General features: G+C 63.6%; 22 protein-coding genes. 5 read left to right on the forward strand and 17 right to left on the reverse strand.

Annotation, left to right across the window (positions count from 1 at the left end; translation table 11 throughout):
- Window positions 1–177 precede the first annotated feature (177 nt).
- From QTL95_RS14235 to QTL95_RS14280, 10 genes are all read right to left on the reverse strand, one after another.
- Entirely contained in the window at window positions 178–1,434 is a 1,257-nt protein-coding gene (locus tag QTL95_RS14235; RefSeq protein WP_289720618.1) for a phage major capsid protein, read from the reverse strand.
- A 25-nt stretch (window positions 1,435–1,459) separates the two neighbouring features.
- Window positions 1,460–2,068 carry an HK97 family phage prohead protease gene (locus tag QTL95_RS14240; RefSeq protein WP_442981295.1) on the reverse strand — a complete coding sequence of 203 codons (609 nt, stop codon included), beginning with the start codon at window positions 2,066–2,068 and terminating at the stop codon, window positions 1,460–1,462.
- A 47-nt stretch (window positions 2,069–2,115) separates the two neighbouring features.
- Window positions 2,116–2,433 (reverse strand): DUF6107 family protein, encoded by a 318-nt coding sequence (locus QTL95_RS14245; RefSeq protein WP_289720620.1) that lies wholly within the window; start codon window positions 2,431–2,433, stop codon window positions 2,116–2,118.
- Between the two features lie 182 nt (window positions 2,434–2,615).
- Window positions 2,616–2,927 carry a type II toxin-antitoxin system RelE/ParE family toxin gene (locus tag QTL95_RS14250; protein ID WP_289720621.1) on the reverse strand — a complete coding sequence of 104 codons (312 nt, stop codon included), beginning with the start codon at window positions 2,925–2,927 and terminating at the stop codon, window positions 2,616–2,618.
- Window positions 2,924–3,202, reverse strand: coding sequence for a CopG family ribbon-helix-helix protein (locus tag QTL95_RS14255; protein ID WP_289720622.1), 279 nt, complete (start codon window positions 3,200–3,202; stop codon window positions 2,924–2,926). Before QTL95_RS14255 ends, QTL95_RS14250 begins: the two co-directional genes overlap by 4 nt.
- A gap of 52 nt (window positions 3,203–3,254) precedes the next feature.
- The gene (locus QTL95_RS14260; protein WP_289720623.1) at window positions 3,255–3,848 is read right to left on the reverse strand and encodes an alpha-ketoglutarate-dependent dioxygenase AlkB; all 594 of its coding nucleotides are present in this window, start codon (window positions 3,846–3,848) and stop codon (window positions 3,255–3,257) included.
- Window positions 3,849–3,886: 38 nt separating this feature from the next.
- Window positions 3,887–5,044: a phage portal protein gene (locus QTL95_RS14265; protein ID WP_289720624.1), complete on the reverse strand. Its 1,158-nt coding sequence runs from the start codon at window positions 5,042–5,044 to the stop codon at window positions 3,887–3,889.
- Window positions 5,045–5,238: 194 nt separating this feature from the next.
- On the reverse strand, window positions 5,239–5,649 hold the full coding sequence (locus QTL95_RS14270) for a hypothetical protein (protein ID WP_442981296.1): 411 nt from the start codon (window positions 5,647–5,649) through the stop codon (window positions 5,239–5,241).
- Between the two features lie 104 nt (window positions 5,650–5,753).
- The gene (locus tag QTL95_RS14275; RefSeq protein ID WP_289720625.1) at window positions 5,754–6,131 is read right to left on the reverse strand and encodes a response regulator; all 378 of its coding nucleotides are present in this window, start codon (window positions 6,129–6,131) and stop codon (window positions 5,754–5,756) included.
- Between the two features lie 6 nt (window positions 6,132–6,137).
- Complete coding sequence (locus QTL95_RS14280; protein WP_289720626.1) at window positions 6,138–8,144, reverse strand: GAF domain-containing protein; 2,007 nt, start codon at window positions 8,142–8,144, stop codon at window positions 6,138–6,140.
- A 172-nt stretch (window positions 8,145–8,316) separates the two neighbouring features.
- On the opposite strand from QTL95_RS14280, the gene QTL95_RS14285 reads away from it, so the two are divergent.
- Window positions 8,317–8,760: an SRPBCC family protein gene (locus QTL95_RS14285; RefSeq protein WP_289720627.1), complete on the forward strand. Its 444-nt coding sequence runs from the start codon at window positions 8,317–8,319 to the stop codon at window positions 8,758–8,760.
- A 22-nt stretch (window positions 8,761–8,782) separates the two neighbouring features.
- Here QTL95_RS14285 and QTL95_RS14290 read toward each other — a convergent pair whose 3' ends face one another.
- Both QTL95_RS14290 and QTL95_RS14295 read right to left on the reverse strand, forming a co-directional pair.
- A complete protein-coding gene (locus QTL95_RS14290; RefSeq protein WP_289720628.1) occupies window positions 8,783–9,091 on the reverse strand; it encodes a Dabb family protein in 309 nt (102 codons plus the stop codon).
- A 20-nt stretch (window positions 9,092–9,111) separates the two neighbouring features.
- The gene (locus tag QTL95_RS14295) at window positions 9,112–9,798 is read right to left on the reverse strand and encodes a hypothetical protein (protein ID WP_289720629.1); all 687 of its coding nucleotides are present in this window, start codon (window positions 9,796–9,798) and stop codon (window positions 9,112–9,114) included.
- Window positions 9,799–9,947: 149 nt separating this feature from the next.
- On the opposite strand from QTL95_RS14295, the gene QTL95_RS14300 reads away from it, so the two are divergent.
- Entirely contained in the window at window positions 9,948–10,079 is a 132-nt protein-coding gene (locus QTL95_RS14300) for a hypothetical protein (protein WP_289720630.1), read from the forward strand.
- Window positions 10,080–10,239: 160 nt separating this feature from the next.
- Here QTL95_RS14300 and QTL95_RS14305 read toward each other — a convergent pair whose 3' ends face one another.
- Both QTL95_RS14305 and QTL95_RS14310 read right to left on the reverse strand, forming a co-directional pair.
- Complete coding sequence (locus QTL95_RS14305; RefSeq protein ID WP_289720631.1) at window positions 10,240–11,727, reverse strand: DNA-packaging protein; 1,488 nt, start codon at window positions 11,725–11,727, stop codon at window positions 10,240–10,242.
- Between the two features lie 64 nt (window positions 11,728–11,791).
- Window positions 11,792–12,361 (reverse strand): hypothetical protein, encoded by a 570-nt coding sequence (locus QTL95_RS14310; RefSeq protein WP_289720632.1) that lies wholly within the window; start codon window positions 12,359–12,361, stop codon window positions 11,792–11,794.
- 310 nt (window positions 12,362–12,671) lie between these two features.
- On the opposite strand from QTL95_RS14310, the gene QTL95_RS14315 reads away from it, so the two are divergent.
- Together QTL95_RS14315 and QTL95_RS14320 are read left to right on the forward strand one after the other, a co-directional pair.
- Window positions 12,672–14,054 carry an HD-GYP domain-containing protein gene (locus tag QTL95_RS14315; protein ID WP_289720633.1) on the forward strand — a complete coding sequence of 461 codons (1,383 nt, stop codon included), beginning with the start codon at window positions 12,672–12,674 and terminating at the stop codon, window positions 14,052–14,054.
- A 46-nt stretch (window positions 14,055–14,100) separates the two neighbouring features.
- A complete protein-coding gene (locus tag QTL95_RS14320) occupies window positions 14,101–14,445 on the forward strand; it encodes an MmcQ/YjbR family DNA-binding protein (protein WP_289720634.1) in 345 nt (114 codons plus the stop codon).
- A gap of 14 nt (window positions 14,446–14,459) precedes the next feature.
- On the opposite strand, the gene QTL95_RS14325 is transcribed toward QTL95_RS14320, so the two are convergent.
- Window positions 14,460–14,963: a YcgN family cysteine cluster protein gene (locus tag QTL95_RS14325; RefSeq protein ID WP_289720635.1), complete on the reverse strand. Its 504-nt coding sequence runs from the start codon at window positions 14,961–14,963 to the stop codon at window positions 14,460–14,462.
- Between the two features lie 186 nt (window positions 14,964–15,149).
- Between QTL95_RS14325 and QTL95_RS14330 the strand changes: the two genes are divergently transcribed.
- Complete coding sequence (locus QTL95_RS14330; RefSeq protein WP_289720636.1) at window positions 15,150–17,285, forward strand: transglycosylase domain-containing protein; 2,136 nt, start codon at window positions 15,150–15,152, stop codon at window positions 17,283–17,285.
- A 7-nt stretch (window positions 17,286–17,292) separates the two neighbouring features.
- On the opposite strand, the gene QTL95_RS14335 is transcribed toward QTL95_RS14330, so the two are convergent.
- Together QTL95_RS14335 and QTL95_RS14340 are read right to left on the reverse strand one after the other, a co-directional pair.
- Complete coding sequence (locus QTL95_RS14335; RefSeq protein WP_112535359.1) at window positions 17,293–17,613, reverse strand: HigA family addiction module antitoxin; 321 nt, start codon at window positions 17,611–17,613, stop codon at window positions 17,293–17,295.
- A complete protein-coding gene (locus QTL95_RS14340) occupies window positions 17,585–17,869 on the reverse strand; it encodes a type II toxin-antitoxin system RelE/ParE family toxin (RefSeq protein ID WP_289720637.1) in 285 nt (94 codons plus the stop codon). Before QTL95_RS14340 ends, QTL95_RS14335 begins: the two co-directional genes overlap by 29 nt.
- Window positions 17,870–17,930 lie beyond the last annotated feature (61 nt).

Here is a 17,930-nt window from a genome sequence, read left to right on the forward strand (position 1 = left end):
AAACGGCTAAGAAGGTGACGATCCGACAACCAGCTGCCGGGCGGGCGGCTACCCGCCCGGCAGAAACAATTATCTCATATTTTGATCATCCAAGAAGGTGGCCCGAAGGGTCGGGTGAGGGGTTACACGGCAGAGTGTCAGCCACCTTCGGGGTTGCCGCGCCATCCCCCATCCCACTCAACTCACCGCGAACTTCACCAGCTTGATCGCCTCGAAGTTCTGCACCCCGCCGCCGACGCGCTTGGTCGTGTAGAACAGCACGTAAGGCTTGGCCGAATAGGGATCACGCAGCACGCGCACCCCGGTGCGGTCGACCACCAGATAGCCAGCGCGGAAGTCGCCGAAGGCGATGGCCATGGCGTTGGCGGCGATATCGGGCATGTCCTCGGCCTCGACGACGGGGAAGCCGACCAGGGAAGCGGCCTCGCCTGCCGTCGCCGGCGGCTGCCAGAGATAGCGGCCGTCGCCGTCCTTCAGCTTGCGCACTTCCGCCTGGGTGCGGCGGTTCATGACGAAATCGGCGTTCTGCCGATGCCCCGCCTTCAGCGAATAGATCGTGTCGATCAGCGTGTCGGAAGCCCCCGATGCCTTGAAACCGCCGGCGGCACCGGTGGCGATATAGCCGAGATTTCCCCAGCTCCAGCCGCTGTCGGCAACGGCGGTGTAGGTGAGCAGGCCCTTCGGCTTGTTGATGCCGTCGCCATTCACGAAGGCAGCTCCCTCCTGCTCTGCGAACACGATGTCGACTTCGCCGGATATCCAGGCCTCGATATCGACGGCGGCATCGTCGAGCAGCGCCTGGGTGGCGGCGGGCATGGCGTAGAGTTCCATGGTCGGGAAGGAGAGCTCGGCGAGCTGGGCGCTATTGGTCTGCGGCCGCGCGGCCGTCTCGGCCACCCAGCCGGACGCCATGCCCGATATCGAGAACGGCTTTTTCAGGACCGAACCCGACACCTGCCGCACCGTGGCGATCGAACGGATCGGCGAGACCACCGAGAGGCGGCGGCCGATCTCGCTGTCGGTCTCGTCGGGCACGAGATAGCCGCCGTCTGCACCCGATCCCGCCGACATCGCCTTCGCCTCGATCTCGCGCAGGCCGGCCTCGTCGCCGCGGCGGATATACTGCTCGAAGGCCGCCTTGTGCTCGGTGATCTCGCCGCTGGCGGCATGATTGCGGCCGAGCGGCGGGCGGGCCTTCTTCAGCGCCAGCTGGTCGAGCACCTTCTTCTGCTCGTCCATGGCGCGGCTGATGCGGTCCATCTTGTCGCGGGTGACGACATCGGATGTCAGCTTCTGCTCGATCTCGCCGAGCCTTAAGTCGTTGGTTTCCTTGAAGGCCTCGAAGGCTTCCATGAACTCGTCGAAGGCAGCGGCCATTTCGGGCGCGGCCTTGATCTCGGGGGCGGTCTTGGCGGCAATCTGCGTGTCGGTCATTGCGGGATCATCCTTTTGTGAAGGTCTACTTGAATGTGTCTTGCAGCATCGTCCGGGCGGCCCGGCGCATGGCGCGGACGAGCTCGGTCTCCTTGTCGCGGAACCACCGCGCATTCTTGATGTTCTGCACGCGGGCGGACGGCAGCATGGGGAAGGTCACCACAGAGATCTCCCAGAGGTCGGCCTCCAGGATGCGGCGCACGCCGGATTTGGCGTCGGTCTTGGCGCGGACGGTGCGAAAGCCGATCGACAGCCCATCGAGCGCGCCGTTTTTCAAAAGCTGGTGCACTTCGCGGGCGCGGCTGACGCCCTCGGCGAGCACGCCCTCGACATAGAGGCCGCGACTGTCCTCGCGGATCGTCTTCCAGGCCCCGATCGGCTCGGCCGGATCATGCTGGAAAAGCATGCGCACGCCACCGGCGCCCCGTGTCTTCAGCGAGCGCAGGAAGGCGCCGCGCTCGATCGCGTCCTTGCCGAGATCGACCTCGCCGAAGACGCTGGCATAGCCGGAAAAGGTACCGTCGCGGCTGAGGCCACGCAGCTCCAGGTTGGCGAACTTGCGCGTATCCGCGCCGGGAACAGCCCGGGTAGACAAGCGCGTGGGGGATCGCGCCAGCGCGCGGCTTGCGGTCATGATCATGCTCCTTGGTTCATGAAACGTGTTGGCGGCGCTCTATGCCGTCAGCGGCCCCGGCTGCCGTATCGGCCGGCGATGCGTGAGAGAATGCCGAGCCCCCACCATGCGCAGAGGCTGGAAGCGGCGGAGCCAGACAACATCACCTCGGATACCGAGAGCCGATCGGCCAGTTCCAGCCGCTCGGCGATCCACAGTCCCGTCGGGCCACCGAAGATGAGGCCGCAGGCAAGGCCTGTGAAAAACCGGCTCGCCGCCTCGCGCCGGCTCTTCGGCAGCAGATAGATCAGCGACACGGCGGCACCCGCCGACGCGCCCAGCGCCCTGGTTGCCCACAGGGAGGTATCGTTGGAGAAATCGGCCATTGGTTCGGGCCTTTGTGGTCGGTGTGGGATTGTGCCGGCGGCGTACGTTTTCCGCCGCAGCGATGCAGCGGTTGGTTCAATTCCTGCTGTCTTTTGAATCTGTTGCGGCCAGCCGCTCGCACGTCGATTCCGCGCCAGCGCCCGACGTGCTCCATCTTGTGCAGGCGATTCCGATCTCAGTGTTAACTGTCTGAAAGATCGCCGTCTTCGTCGATTTGGAGAAGTCGCTGCTGACGCCCGTGATAGATCAGCAGGATGACCACTTCATCGGGATGGATTTCATATTCGAAGAGATATGGCGGCGATACGAAGCACCTGACGTCACCGGGCGCGAGGGTCGGCGCGCCCGCGCCGGGGAACTCGGACAGCGTCTTGGTGACCTGCCGGAGCCGTTGCGCCAAGTGAACCGCAGCCTTGTTGTTGACGCGCTTCAGATAGGCCTTTTCGTGGCGGATGAAACGCATGGCTGGCGCTGCGATCCGCACCTTTTTCATGCCGCGTCATCCCGCTTCGCTTGTTCAACGCGGTCTTCCGCCTCAAGCTCCGCCAGGAAATCATCCATATCCATGACGTTGCCCTGCCTTACCTCTTCCTGCGCGGCGAGCGTCTGCAGAACATCATTCCCCTCTTCCATCAGATAATATTTCAGTGCCCTGACGATGACCCAGCTGCGGCTGCGGTCGGTGGCCTTGGCGATGGTCTCGATGTCCTTCAGCATGTCTTCTGGAATGCGCAGGGCAATCGGGTCGGAAAGAACGGGCTTGGTCATCGGCTTGCTCCTCGATTTGTAATACGGTGTATAACAAATTTCCGAGCTGGGCTCAACGCTGCGCCTCACCCGTCGTCCTGACCACATTCCGAAACGTCAGCGATATCCGCCGCCGGCGGGGTCGTTTTTCGCCATCGACCGTGTCCGCCTGCCGCGCCGGAATCTCATGCGTCCACTGATAGCGCGCAGGGCCATCCATTTTCAGCAGCGAGCGGGGCTCCAGCATCAGCACCCGTTTCTCGCCGGTGGCCGGATGACGAAAGATCATCTCGCACGGTGACAGCAGGCTGAGCGAGGCGATATTGTCCCCGAAACAGGGCACGCAATCGACATGGGCGCTGATCCCCTGGCCCGGATGATATTCGTTGGCGATGACCTGATCGGGCGGATGCGGGAAGTGCCCCGCCGAGACCATGCGCGCGACGATCTCGCGGAGCCAGTCCGGCAGAGCCCCGAGGTAGGCATCGCCGATCACCGCCCGGGCCCGATAGTCGTAGCGGTATCCAAAATGCTGGACGCGGCGTTTCAGGGTTTCGTCCCAAGACGATCCATCCAGCGCTGCCACGAGCGCGTCGGCCATCTCCTCGGAGACGAAATCCGGCTGGTATGTCAGACCGTCGGGAAGCGTTGAGTGCATAACTCTCATTTACGCTCCATGGGTGCAATTGACCAGACGTTTCCCCCTCAATACCCCACCGCCTGCCGCTTCTCTTCATCCGTCAGAAACGCCGCCTCGCCCACGCGCTTCCAGAGCTCGCCGCGTTCGGCGCAAAGCCCCGCGACCTTGTCGAGATCCGGCTCCAGCCGCAGGCCGTCGCCATAGCTCGCCGCTGCCCAGGTCGAGAGCGCCGCCAGGGTGCGGGTCAGCATCGGCAGCACGGTGAGGCGGTAGAAGGCGCGGTTGGCTTCCTGGTAGTTGGCGTAGGTGTTGTCGCCGGGGATGCCGAGCAGCATGGGGGGCACGCCGAAGGCAAGTGCGATGTCGCGGGCGGCGCCGTTTCGGGCCTCTACGAAGTCCATGTCCTTGGGCGAGAGACCCATGGATTTCCAGTCGAGCCCGCCTTCCAAGAGCAGCGGCCGGCCGGCACGCATCGGACCGGAGTATCCCTCGTCGAGCTCCTGCCTCAACCGCTCGTACTGGTCTGGTGAGAGATTGCCGCCCTCCTTGGGCTGGTAGACGAGCGCGCCGGAGGGGCGCGCGGAATTGTCAAGCAGCGCCTTGTTCCAGGTCGCGGCCGCATTGGAGAGATCGAGCGCCACCTGGGCGGCAGCCAGCGGCGGAAAGCCGAGATGATCGTCGAGCGGGTGGAAGAGTTTCAGGTGCAGCAGGCCGAGCCCGTCGGTCTCGGCGGGAAAGCGCCTGACGGCGCCGCCGGCACGGTAGTCGTAAGCCTCCGGCCATCCGTCGCGACCTTCGACGATGCCGATGCGATCGGGCCTCAAGAGATGCAACTCGCGCAGCTGACCGCCGATATCGACGGGCTCGACATAGGCGTTTCCCGAAAGCAGCAGGTGGCCATAGAGCGTCTCGAAGAAATCGGGGCCGCTCATGCGGTCATTCGGCTGGCGCAGCAGGTCGAGCAGCGGGTGATCCGACCGCTCGCGGTCGTCCTCATAGATCAGCAGCGGCACGCAGGCGGCCGCCTCCGACACCAGTCTGACGCAGCGATGCGCCACCGGGTTGCGCATGAAGCCCTCGCGCGCAAGCGCCGCGTAGGAGCGGCCGGTCCAACTCGCCCGGCCCTCGGCGGCAAGCGACATGAAGCCGGCGGCGGCTTTTCGTTCAGACACAGGCTTGCGGCCCGCCGCGGAGCCCCACGGCAGGAGAGATCGAAGTTTCATGATCCGTTTTCCTTGATGTCGTCGCGGGCACACGTCAGGCCCGTCGGAGCAGCATCGCGATCAGTTGCGGTGCGCGTGTTCTTTCGCCTCATTGGCGTCGGTCGCGAGCGAGGCTCGCGACCGTTCAGGGCCTTGCCTGTCGCAATTCCGGACGGAAAACTGCTTCACGCTTCGCCTGGAATTTCTCTCAGGGCTTACAGTGCCGAGCCGACGATATTGCAAAGGCCGGTGCGCACCACTTCCTTGGTGGTGAGCTGGCCGGCCTGGATGTCGAAGACGGCATCGACACGAACGCCAGCACCCTTCTGGCGCGCCACGACGCGCAGCGTCTGGATGCGGCCGCTGCCCGAGGTCTCCTGGAAAGCGTCGATCGCCGAGAGTTCCTTGTTGACCTTAATGCCGGAGAAACCTTCGGCGGCAACGGCCTGCGCGAGGTTCTTCAGCACGCTGGCGGCCTTGGCCTTGGGAAAATCCTGGAAGGTACGGTAGCTGAGCGCGGTCACCATCGGCACGCCCGAGACCTTGAAATTGGCTTCGCAGGACGCCGCCTGAGCCAAGGTTGCCCAGCCCAGAAACAGGGCAGCGGCAGTTGTTACAATCTTCAATTTTTCTCTCCTGAAAAGTGCGTATTCATTTCAACCAAGCTGGAATATACGACTTCAGGTTGGAGGAAAACAGCCAAATTGCCCGCCGGTTCGCCTTTAAACGATCAGTGCACCATGCCGCGCATCGTCCGCGCCACGGTTTCGGTATCATAGGGCTTGGCGTAGAACACGCTACGCTCTGGCAGAACGACGTCGGCGGCCCTGATGTGGCCCGAGGTCAGTATCAGCTCGATCGGCGGCCAGCGGTCGCGGATCGCCGCAGCGAGCTTCATGCCATCCATGCTGCCCGGCATGTCGATATCGGTGAAGACGATGGCGATATCCGTGCGGGCCTCAAGTATCGTCACGGCTTCATCGGCATTTTCGGCCTCGATGGCAATGAGGCCGGCGTCCTCGACGAGGGCCACCGCCATCATCCGCAAAAGCGGCTCGTCCTCAACGACCAGCACGGCTCGGGGTTCCTGGGGGTATGTCGCTGCCATAACACGTTAATTCGCTCGCTGTAGCTGGTCGAGGGACGCGGACATGGTTGCCGAGAACCCGGACTGGTCATAATTGGTGACGACGCCGCCGGCGCCGATGAGGCCCATGCCGATCAGCTTCGAGCCGAAGCCCTTGCGCTCGGGTTCCGCGTTCTGGGCGGGACCGCCGGTCTCCTTCCAATCGAAATGGAAGACCGCCTGCGGCCCCTGCCCCTCGACATGCCAGCGCACATCGACATGGCCAGTCGGCCCCGACAACGCGCCGTATTTCACGGCATTGGTCAGCAGTTCGTGGATGATCAGCGACAGCGACAGCGTGCCACGTGCGCCGAGCGCGATATCAGGGCCATCGACATTGACCCTGTTGGACACCGAAAGCCCCTCGGCCGCACCTTCGACGATGGAGGCCACGGCCGCGCTCGACCAGTTGTCGAGCAGCAGGATGTCGTGGGCGCGGCTCAGCGCCTGCAGGCGGCGTTCCAGATTTGTCACGTGGACGCGCTCGGTCACCGGGCGCAGTGTCTGGGTCGTGATGGCCTGGATGATCGCGAAGGTATTCTTGAGACGATGGCTGATCTCGCTGTTGACGAGTTTCTGGTCGGCCTCGGCCTGGAGCCTGGCGATCGCCGACTGGATTCGATCGCCGAAGCTGCGGACGAAGGCGACCTCTTCCTCCAGCCATTCGTAGGGATGATCGTGATGGACAAAGACGACGAGGCTGAAGCTGCCGTGATCGAGGATCGGCACGTTGACCAACACGCGGATGCCGAGCGCCAGCAACTGGGCGGCATTCTCGCTTGTTCTCGGATCGGTCGTCACGTCGCCGATGACGACGGTCTCGCCGATCTTGAGATTATTGATGAAGGAGCCGTAGTCGCGAAAGCGGTGCTTGCCGACCAGCGACACCACCCCCGGCGCGCACCATTCCGGCTGCATGTCGACTGTCTCGTCCATCATGTTGACCACGCCGAAGCCGGCGCGGGTGGCGTCCAGCGCCTTGGCCATCAGGTCGGCCGCGGCGATCGCCATGGATTCCGTATCCTCAAGATTGCGCAGCCGGTCGCCGAGGTCGAGCAGCGCCTGCACCCGCGCCGTCGCCCGCTTCGAGATGGTGACATCCTGCACGGCGCCGATCATCCGCACCGGATCGCCGGCGGCATCGTACTGGAAGGTCGCGTTGCGCTTCACCCAGCGTACCCCGTGGCCGGTAACGATGCGGTATTCGGTCTCGGTAGGCGCCGAACCATCCTTCCTGCTCTCGTCGGTGGAGCGCAGCTTGATGTCTTCGGGATGCGTCATCCGCTCGAATACGGCCGCGTCGTAGGTTCCATGCTCCGGCACGTCGAAAATTCGGCAGAACTCGGCCGAGACCTTCATTTCGCCGGTAGCGACGTCGATCTCGAACGTGCCGATACGCCCGGCCTCCTGGGCGGCGACCGAAGTATCGGCATTGGCCCGCATCGAGGAACTGATCTGCTTCTGCCGCCGGAACAGCGCATCCTTGCGCAGCGACGTCCGCCGCGCCTCGAGGAGCTGAACCACCTGCTTGGCCAGCGCGCGCAGCGCGCGGCGCTGGTCGCTGTCCAGACCCTGCGGCCTGGGAACGGTATCAATGACGCAGAGCGAACCGACCGCGACGCCGTCGGACAGCACCAACGGCGCTCCGGCGTAAAAGAGGATGTGCGGCGCGCCCGTTACCAGCGTATTGTCCCTGGTGCGATCGTCCAGCCGCAGATCCGGTATTTCGAGAATGTCGTTCGACTTCATCGCATGCGCGCAGACGGATTGCGTGAGCGGCGTGTCGCAGCTCTCGAAGCCTATCCTCGCCTTGAACCATTGCCGCTCGGCGCCCACGAGGCTGACCAGGGAAACCGGCGTGTGGCAGATGGTGGCGGCCAGAAAGACGATATCGTCGAATTCGGGCTCCGGCTCGGAATCCAGGATGCTCAGGGATTCCAGCGCGGCCAGCCTCTCGGCGTCATCAGGGGCGTTCTTTTCGGTCGTAATGCTCAAGACAGGTCCGGGTAAAAAGATCGTGGGCGTTGTGATCACAGGAAACGGCACGAGGGGCGAATTTGTTCATTCTCCACGTCGCGGCAGCGAAAAAATCCGCACCAGGCGTGTAGGATCGGCGCGTCCGCGTTCGTCCTAGAGCTATCACGCAACAGATCGAAGGATCACGACCATGCCGAATACCGTCCGCCTGCACCGCGTTCTCGCAACCAGCCCCGACAAGGTCTATCGCGCCTTCATCGAAGCCGACGCGCTCGCCAAATGGCTGCCGCCGAACGGCTTCACCTGTAGCGTGCACGCATTCGACGGCAAGGTCGGCGGCAAGTTCCACATGTCTTTCCGCAATTTCACGACCGGCAACAGCCACGCCTTCGGCGGAGAATATCTCGAACTGGTTCCAGGCGAGCGCGTACGCTACACCGATCGCTTCGACGATGCCAACCTGCCCGGCGAAATGACCGTCACCGTCATCCTGAAAAAGGTCTCCGTCGGTACCGAGATCGAGATCACCCAATCCGGCGTCCCCGACGTCATCCCGCTCGAGGCCTGCTACCTCGGCTGGCAGGAGTCGCTGCGCAACCTGGCGAAACTGGTGGAGCCGGATATCAAGGAATAAGGGCGGCGCTTTTGAGCGCCACTCACCCCATCGGCTGCTTCACCGCCGCATCGCTCTCATAATCCGCGGCCATGCGCATTTCGCGGATGGGGCGCACGAGGTCGATGGAGAGCTGGTAGTTGGGGTGAGCCTTGTAGGCAGCGAGTGCCGCTTCGTCGTCGAACTCGCCATAGACCACCAGATCCACCTCGGTACCGAGCTGGTCCGTCTTCACGTTGGTGCCGATCTCGAGCAGCCGGGAATGCGGGATGGCCGTCAGGATCGACAGGCCCTCGCGTACCTTTTCCAGATTTTCGACCGGTGCCGTGAAGAAGACGATGTGGCGGATCATGAAAGTCTCTCTTGAAATTCCTAAGCGGAGAGCCGGGCGATAACACGCCCGAGCCATGCCTTCAACCGTGCCCACCGCGTCGGCGGCGGCGCGCGGCGGATGGCCGCAAGGAAGCTCTTGCCGTAGCCCGCCAGCTTTTCGGCGCGGTCGGTGCCGTTGACGATGCGCCGCGCGTTCACCCAGTCGTCGCTCGTCTCGTTCAGGTGATCCGCGAGCTTGTGGTTGGAGAAGCTGCCCATGACCATCCCCTCGACCAGGATCGACACCGCCGGCCCCATCTCCATGGCGCGATCGGGATCGGCCACGAGATCGATGCCTGTGAGAGAGCTCATCGCCTCGTAGTTCCGCTTGTGGGTGAGCTGCACCAGGCCGCGCCCAAGCCAGCTCTTGCCATCCTCGTCGGGGCGCCAATAGGGCGTCTTGACCCAGGAGAGCTTGCCGCTTGCAAAGGCGTTCTCCAGGATCTCGACGGCGCGCGCATCCGTTGTCGCCAGCGTCTCGCGCACCGGCTGCATGGTGTAGGCGGTCTCGTGAAACGCGGTGGCCAGGATATAGGCGAGCCAGCGCGGATCGGCATCCGGCATCCTGGCCTCCCAGAAATCGAGAATCGCCGTCATGCCCTCGACCTGCTGCGTCGAGAGCGTCCCCTTGAAGAGCGCTTCACGCACCGTATCGAAGAAAAATGCCCTGTCGATGTGGATAACCATAGCGTGTACCTGGAAAAGTTGAGGGCGGAGAAGACGGCTTAATCGATTAAATTAAATTCAATCGTTTAAAGTGTTTAAGGCACTGATTTACAGACAGTTTGGCGCATGGCAGTGATGAATGCATTCTTAATTCCATTCTGGAGGGACCAATGCAGCAGCCTGCGAGCGCCAATCAGCCTGTCATCCCGCAGCATGTCACGGACCAACTCGAAAGCGAGTGGCGCCAGGTCCGTCCCGAGCCCCAGGCACCGCGCCCGGCGACACAGCAACAGCAGCGTTAAAGCAATTCCAGGAAAAGTGCGAAGCGGTTTTCCGTCCGGAATTGAGCAAAAGTAAAAGGATAGAGCGGTTCCGATAGTGAAAAAAAGCGGAATTGCTCCAAGCGCAAGCGAATAACGTTCAAGGGCGACGCTTGCGCGCCCTTGAACCTGCCGGGTGTCGTCAGATCCCCCGCACACGCGGCTCCCCGCCGCCCTCGAGCATCAATGCCGTCAGCGCCCAGACCAGTGCATCCAGCCGGTCGGGCGAGCGGCCCGAGGACAGTCCGTCCGGGCCGAAATCGCACATCTGGTCCTCCAGCGCCACGAAGCGTCCGGCATGGGCGACACGTCCCTGCTCGTAGAGTGCCGCCACCGGTTCGGCACGCAGGAATTTGCCGCGCGTTGCGCGCACCGTCGTCACAGGCAGCGTCTCGTCGATGCTCTTCAGCATCGCCGTCACCATGTCGCCGCCCTGGTTGACCTCGGCCACGACGCGGTCGGCGGCGAAGCGCCGGTAGGCTTTCGCCACCGCACCGGCCCAGCCGGCGGGGCTTGCGCCCTCCACCGAACAATCCGCCAGCACCACGGCGCGGCCCGAGGCATCCAGCCCGGCAACGACGATGCCGCAGCAGGAGTTCACCCCCGCCGCCGCGGGCGGATCGACCGCCACGACGATGCGGCGGAGATCGCCAGAGAAACGTATTGTTGCTACGTCAAACATCTCCCGACGCCAGAGCGCGTCCTCGCGATCCTCGATCAGTTCGCCGTCCAGTTCCTGCCGCCCCAACCGGGTACCGCCGTAGCGGCCGGCCAGAGCGTCGATGAAACCGGGCGCCAGGTTGTGCGCATTGGCGCGGGTGCTGATCCGTGTCGTCACCGTCGCAGCATCTGATATCAGCGCCTTCAAGAGCGGCACCGGACGCGGCGTCGTCGTCACCAGTTGCCGGGGCGCAGTGCCCAATCTCAGGCCGAACTGCAGCATGTCCCAGGTCTCTTGCCCGTGCTTCCACTTGGCGAGCTCGTCGCTCCAGGCGAAGTGAAACTGTGGACCGCGCAGGCTTTCGGGATCCTCCGACGAAAATATCTGCGCCACCGCCCCGTTCGGCCAGACCAGCCGACGGCGGGAGATCTCGAAATCGGGACGGCAGCGGCGGGCGATCCGCATGATGCCCGAGATGCCGTCGATCATCACCTCGCGGGCATCGCCGAGCGTTTCGGCAATCAGCGCGATGCGCAGATCCGATACGCGCCCGGCGCTGGCAATCGCATGCACCCATTCGGCCCCTGCCCGCGTCTTGCCCGAGCCGCGCCCGCCCATGATCAGCCATGTGCGCCAATCTCCCGGCGGCGGCTGCTGTTCCTCACGGCCGGTAAAGGCCCAGAGGTTGCCGAGCGATGGCCAGAGCGCGAGCCTGTCCGCCAGTTCCTCGGCGGGGAGATCGAGCATGTCGGCCAGCGAGAGATCGGGTTGTCCTGGGGCAGCATCGGTATCGGCGGAGGACCGGCTCATGCCATTCGCCGCCGCTTCAACGCGTGGGGCCGCAGTGGAAACCGTTGCCGCCGTCCCGTCTTCCGAATGCGCCATATCCTGGATAAGCGCGTTAGCAGGCGTGCCAGCACCCTTGATCATTGCGCGGTCATCAGCCCGTTTCGCCACGATCGCACCCATGTCATGCTTGTAGTCTACGAAGACGTCGGCAGCCTGGCGTGTATTTGCCTTGGCGATGTTCCGCTCAGCCCGGTTCGGCTTCGCGGTTGGCGACGGCGGGTCCGTCGTCGGCTGGAGGAGCGCCGTCGCGCTGCCACTCGGCCAACAATTGCCGGGCGCGGGTTTCGGCGCGCTCTTCAATGAGCGCGAGGAACCTGGTCTTGACATGGTCGAGCCCCCTCGCCGCTTCGCTTTCCTCGGCGGCCTGTTCCCGGTCGCGGGCGAACTGGCGCTGCAGCTGGTCGATCTTCTCCAGCGTCCGCACGATCAGCGACATCGCATCCGTCGCCGCCTTGAGATCGGCGCGGGCAAGCTTGGCGGCCGCATCGTCACCACCGGCGGAGGCTGTCTGCTCGGCCGCCTTGCGCAGTTCGCGAAAGGCAGCGAACTGCTCGCGCATCTCTGAAGTCATCTCGTTGAGGAGCACGCGCAGCTCTTCGGCCGGCGATGGGGCCGACTTGGTCTCGAGCATGCAGGCCCCGGCCACCGCACGCGCCTTGTCCTCGTCAAGAGCCTCGGGCGGACCGCCGTCATAAGCACGGCGAGCCGGCCAGAGGCCAAACAGCTCCGGCGCGAAATCGTCGATATCGGTCATGGGGGAATCCCGTGGCAACAGGTGCTGCGTGGAGAAGCGGAGATGCGGGCTCGGTTCATCAATCGGCCGGGAGACCATGCCCCTCGCCGCGCCCTGCCCGCAACTTTCCGACTATGCCATAACCCTAGCAAAGCACCGTTACGTCGTCAAGGATTATTTTCCTAGTCACGGAAAACTCTCCTGACACAGGCGTATACATTGCATTTCGCATATATCTAATCTATTGATAAATATTGATTTTTCCGGCGTACTTCAATCATTCCTCAAGGATCCCGCTGATACAACCGATCGCAGGCAAAGGGCGATCGACATGCGGGCCATCCAGATACGACTAGCGGAGATCATCGAGGCGTTGAGCAAGGCGCTCGACCTCACCGAGGGCCAACCGCCCGGCCACTGCATCCGCGCCTGTTACATCGGCACGCATATCGGCCGCGAGATCGGCATGGCGGACGACCAGCTGCAGGAGCTCTATTACACGCTTCTTCTCAAGGATCTCGGCTGCAGCAGCAACGCGGCGAGGATCTGCGAGCTCTACATGGCCGACGACCTCTCCTTCAAGCGCGACTTCAAGCTGGTCGACGGCAGCCTCAGCCAGGTGCTGCGCTTCGTGCTTTCGCATACAGGCATGCAGGCGGGCCTTGCCGAGCGGTTTCGCGGCATCGTCAACATCCTGCAGAACGGCGGCCGCCTCGTCACCGACCTGATCCAGACTCGCTGCCAGCGCGGCGCCGAGATCGCGAGACAAATGCGCTTTTCCGAAGGCGTGGCCGATGGCGTGCTCAGCCTCGACGAGCACTGGAATGGCGGCGGCAAGCCGCTCGGCCTCTCCGGCGAGGACATCCCGCTCTTTTCGCGCATCGCACTCCTGTCGCAGGTGGCCGATATCTTTCAGATGAGCGCCGGACGCGAGGCCGCAATCGCCGAGATCGGCAAGAGGGCGGGCAGCTGGTTCGATCCCTCGCTCGCCGCTGCCTTTGCCCGTATCGCCGGCCGCGACGACTTCTGGACGACGCTTGCCTCGGACCAGCTGGAGACCATCGTTCTCGACAGCGAGCCGGGGCAGCAGGCAATCTTGGCGGATGACGACTATCTCGATGATATCGCCGCCGCTTTCGCCCGCGTCATCGACGCCAAGAGCCCTTATACGTCGGGCCATAGCGACCGCGTGGCCCTGTTCACGGATCTGATCGCCGAGGAGATGGGGATCGACGAAAACGGCCGCCGATTGCTGCGCCGCGCCGCCCTTTTGCACGACATCGGCAAGCTCGGCGTCAGCAACAGCGTGCTCGACAAGCCGGGCAAGCTCGACGACGAGGAATGGGCTCAGATGAAACGCCATGCCGAGTTCTCGGAGATGATCCTCTCCCACATCGGCGCCTTCTCGGACCTCGCCCGCATCGGCGGCGCCCATCACGAGCGGCTGGATGGCAAGGGCTATCCGCGCGGGCTGACGGCCGGCGAGATCCCGATGGAAGTCAGGATCGTATCGACCGCCGACGTGTTCGACGCGCTCACCGCCGATCGCCCCTACCGCGCCGCCATGCCGATCTCCAAGGCGCTCGGCATCCTCTGGGAAGGCGCCGGTCTGGCGCATGATCCCATCTGCATCGAGGCGCTGCAGCGGGCGCTTGCCAAGACCGATCTGGAGCGGCCGGAACACGCGCCCGAGGACGAGCGCGCGGCCGCTTGAATTTTTCTGATTGGCGGCGGCCCATCCGCTCATGCTAAAATACGTCATGACCCGGGAAGAGCTCATCTCCTTCGCGCTCGGCCTGCCTGAGGCGGTCGAGGGCGTGCATCATGGCACGCGCGATTTTCGCGTGCGGACCAGGATTTTCCTTACCCTGCCGGAGCATGATTTCTGCGTCGTGCGGCTGACGCCGGAGCAGCAGCACATGACGCTGGCCGTTGCGCCCGAGGAGACCTATGCGGTGCCCGGCGGCTGGGGGCTACGCGGCGCGACGCGGGTCATTTTCGGGCTCGCCCGGGATCAGCTGGTGCAAAGCCTCATCCGCCAGTCCTGGCAAAACGTGGCGCCGAAAACCCTGCAGAGACAATATGTTATCATCCCCAGCCCATAAACCGAATCCGTTTGTCAGGAGCGCGACGACTGCCGTTCGTCCTCGTCTTCGGCGTCCTCGGAATCCATCCCGACGGTAAGCGGCCAGTCGACCACGTAGTCCTCGAAATCCTCGACATCGACCTCCGTCTCGCTGACGGTGCGGCCGCGCGCCGAGATACCCGCGGCGTGCACGGTTTCCGGGTCGCCGGAGACCAGCGGATGCCACCAGTAGAGATCGCGGCCCTCGTTGATCAGCCGGTAGCCACAGGTCGGCGGCAGCCAGGGTATGTCGTCGACGTTCTTCTTGGTGAGCTGAACGCAATCGGGCACGAAGTCCCAGCGGTTCGGATAGCTCGAGCAGCGACAGCTTTCACTGTCCAGAAGCTTGCAACGGACAGAGGTGAAATAGATATCGCCGCTGTCCCAGTCCTCGAGCTTGTTGAGACAACAGAGGCCGCAGCTGTCGCAGAGGCTCTCCCACTCGTCGTTGCTCATCTCGGCAAGCGTCTTTTGCTTCCAGAAGGGTTGTTGTTCCATCATTCCGTTCTTGCAACAGCGCTCCGCAAAATCGCGTGAGAGCTTCCATTTCTCTTGTTCTTGGCGGCCAAATCAACCAATGATTCACCACACTCCGGTTACGCCAGGATGTGGACGGCAGATTTGCCATGGTCCGGCGTCAGGCTAGCCGACGTCGAAGCGACTGATCGGGCGGGAATATAAGACGTGACGGATCCGGACAATCCAGAAAAGCGACCGGCCAAGAAACGGCACCTGCTGCTGAAGATCGATTCGTGGATCGATTCGACCATCTGGAACGCCGGTTTCCGCGCCGCCGAGATCTGGGAAGACATCACCATCTTCTTCCGCCGCTTCCGCGTGCGCGGCTGGAAGCGCGTGGTCTTCGAACTTGCCGGCGAAGGCCTCACATGGGGTTCCGTCGGCGCCGTCCTGATGCTCGCGCTCGCCCAGCCTGCGTTCGAGGCTACCAAGGAAGATTGGCGCAATCGCGGCGATTATGCCGTCACCTTCCTTGATCGCTACGGCAACGTCATCGGTCATCGCGGCGTCATCCACCAGAACTCGGTGCCGATCGACGAACTGCCCGACGGGCTGATCAAATCTGTGCTCGCCACCGAGGACCGCCGCTTCTTCGACCATTTCGGCATCGATATCATCGGCCTGTTCCGCGCACTGGTGACCAACGCGCAGGCCGGCGGCGTGGTCCAGGGCGGCTCGACGCTGACGCAGCAGCTCGCCAAGAACCTGTTCCTCTCCAACGAACGCTCGATCGACCGCAAGATCACCGAAGCGTTCCTGGCGCTGTGGCTGGAAGCGAACCTGTCGAAGAAGGAAATCCTCTCCACCTATCTCGACCGCGCCTATATGGGCGGCGGCACCTTCGGGGCGGCGGCGGCCGCGCAGTTCTACTTCGGCAAGAGCATCACCGACGTCAACCTCGCCGAGTCCGCCATGCTCGCCGGCCTCTTCAAGGCGCCGGCGAAATACGCTCCGCACGTCAACCTTCCGGCGGCGCGCGGGCGCGCCAACGAGGTCTTGACCAACCTCGTGCAGAGCGGGCTGATGACCGAGGGTCAGGTGATCGCGGCACGCCGCAACCCGGCCACCGTCGTCGACCGCAACCAGATCGAGTCGCCCGACTTCTTCCTCGACTGGGCGTTCGACGAGACCATGCGCCTGTCGCCGCGCTTCCACCAGCATTCGCTTGTTGTCCGCACCACCATCGACATGGGCCTGCAGAAGGCCGCCGAGGATTCGATGGAGACGTCGCTGCGCGAATATGGCGAGAGCTACCACGCCAAGCAGGGCGCCATGGTAACGATCGAGAACGGCGGCGCGGTGCGCGCCATGGTCGGCGGCCGGGACTATGGCGAAAGCCAGTTCAACCGCGCCACCAAGGCGCTGCGCCAGCCGGGCTCGTCCTTCAAGGTCTATACCTATTCGGTGGCCATGGAGAGCGGCATGACGCCCGACAGCATCGTCGTCGACGCGCCGATCTACTGGGGCAACTGGAGCCCGCACAACTACGAAAACCGCTATGCCGGCCGCATCACGCTGGCAACCGCGGTGGCGCAGTCGATCAACACCATTCCGGTCCGCCTCGCCAAGGAGAAGTTCGGCATCGCGCCGATCCGGGCAATGGCGAAGAACCTCGGGGTCGAATCGCCGGTCCGCAACGACGTCACCATCCCGATCGGTACGTCCGAAGTCACCGTCATGGACCAGGCGACAGCCTATGCGGTGTTCCCGGCCGGCGGCATGCAGTCCCGGCGCCACGGCATCACGCAGATCCTCGATTACGGCGGCGACGTGCTCTACGACTTCGACCGCGACGAACCGCCGGCCCGGCGTGTTCTCTCCGAACAGGCCGACGCCTACATGAACCAGATGCTGTCGCGGGTGCCCTATGTCGGCACCGCAAGGCGCGCGGCACTCGACAACGGCATCCTGACAGCAGGCAAGACGGGCACGACGCAGGCCTATCGCGACGCCTGGTTCATCGGCTTCACCGGCAATTTCACCACGGCCGTGTGGTTCGGCAACGACGACTACACCTCGACCAACAAGATGACCGGCGGCACGCTTCCCGCCATGACCTTCAAGCGCGTCATGGACTACGCCCACCAGGGCATCACGCTGCGCTCGATCCCCGGCGTTCCGGCGCCCGGCCCGGACAAATCGGTCAAGACCGTCGCCGCCAAACCCGCCGCCGGCAGCCCGCCGCCGCTTCAGCGCCCGCGCATGCTCTCGGTGGAAACCACCCGCATCATCAAGGATCTCGGCGAACAGCTGAAGAGCGCCGCGCCGCTGGAACCGCAGAAGGTCGCCAGCGCGGATTGACGTGTGGTTATGCCGCCCTCGGCGTGATTTGCGAGAGGTCAACCTTGATCTGACGGCGGCGCTGCATCAGGTCGTGATCGGCCTGCAGGCCAAGAAAAAAGCCCTCCGACAGCCCGAAATAGCGGGCGAGCCGCAGGTCGGTATCGGCGGTCACGCTACGCTTGCCGAGCACGATCTCGTTGATCCGGCGCGGTGGCACCCGCAGCGCTCGCGCCAGCGCGTTCTGGCTCAGCGCCATCGGCGTCAGGAACTCCTCCAGGAGGATTTCACCGGGGTGCGGGTTCGGCAGATACTCGTCTTCAGCTATGGTAATCGACGATTTCGACATCGGTTGCATTCCCTTCCTGCCAAACAAAACAAATCCGCCATTGGTCATTTATGCGGATCGAGTGCTGCCCGTGGCGATTACCCTTGAGGGCTTCTAGCCGGTTTCCGGGCGGGATACGCAAGTCGTCCACCGTCCTTGCCTGATTGAGCAGGCGGAGCTTTCGCAGCGCGACCGATTGAATATCCGTCGGCAGCCTCCTGCTACGGAGACCATCCCAAATTTTCTCGGTTTCGACACTCGCGAAGCTAACGATCATGGATCATCCAACATGACGCATTCGCACCATAACGCATAACGTTATATACGTCAAAGCCGCA

The organism is Rhizobium sp. S152, from assembly GCF_030380735.1.
Classification (GTDB): Bacteria; Pseudomonadota; Alphaproteobacteria; order Rhizobiales; family Rhizobiaceae; genus Rhizobium.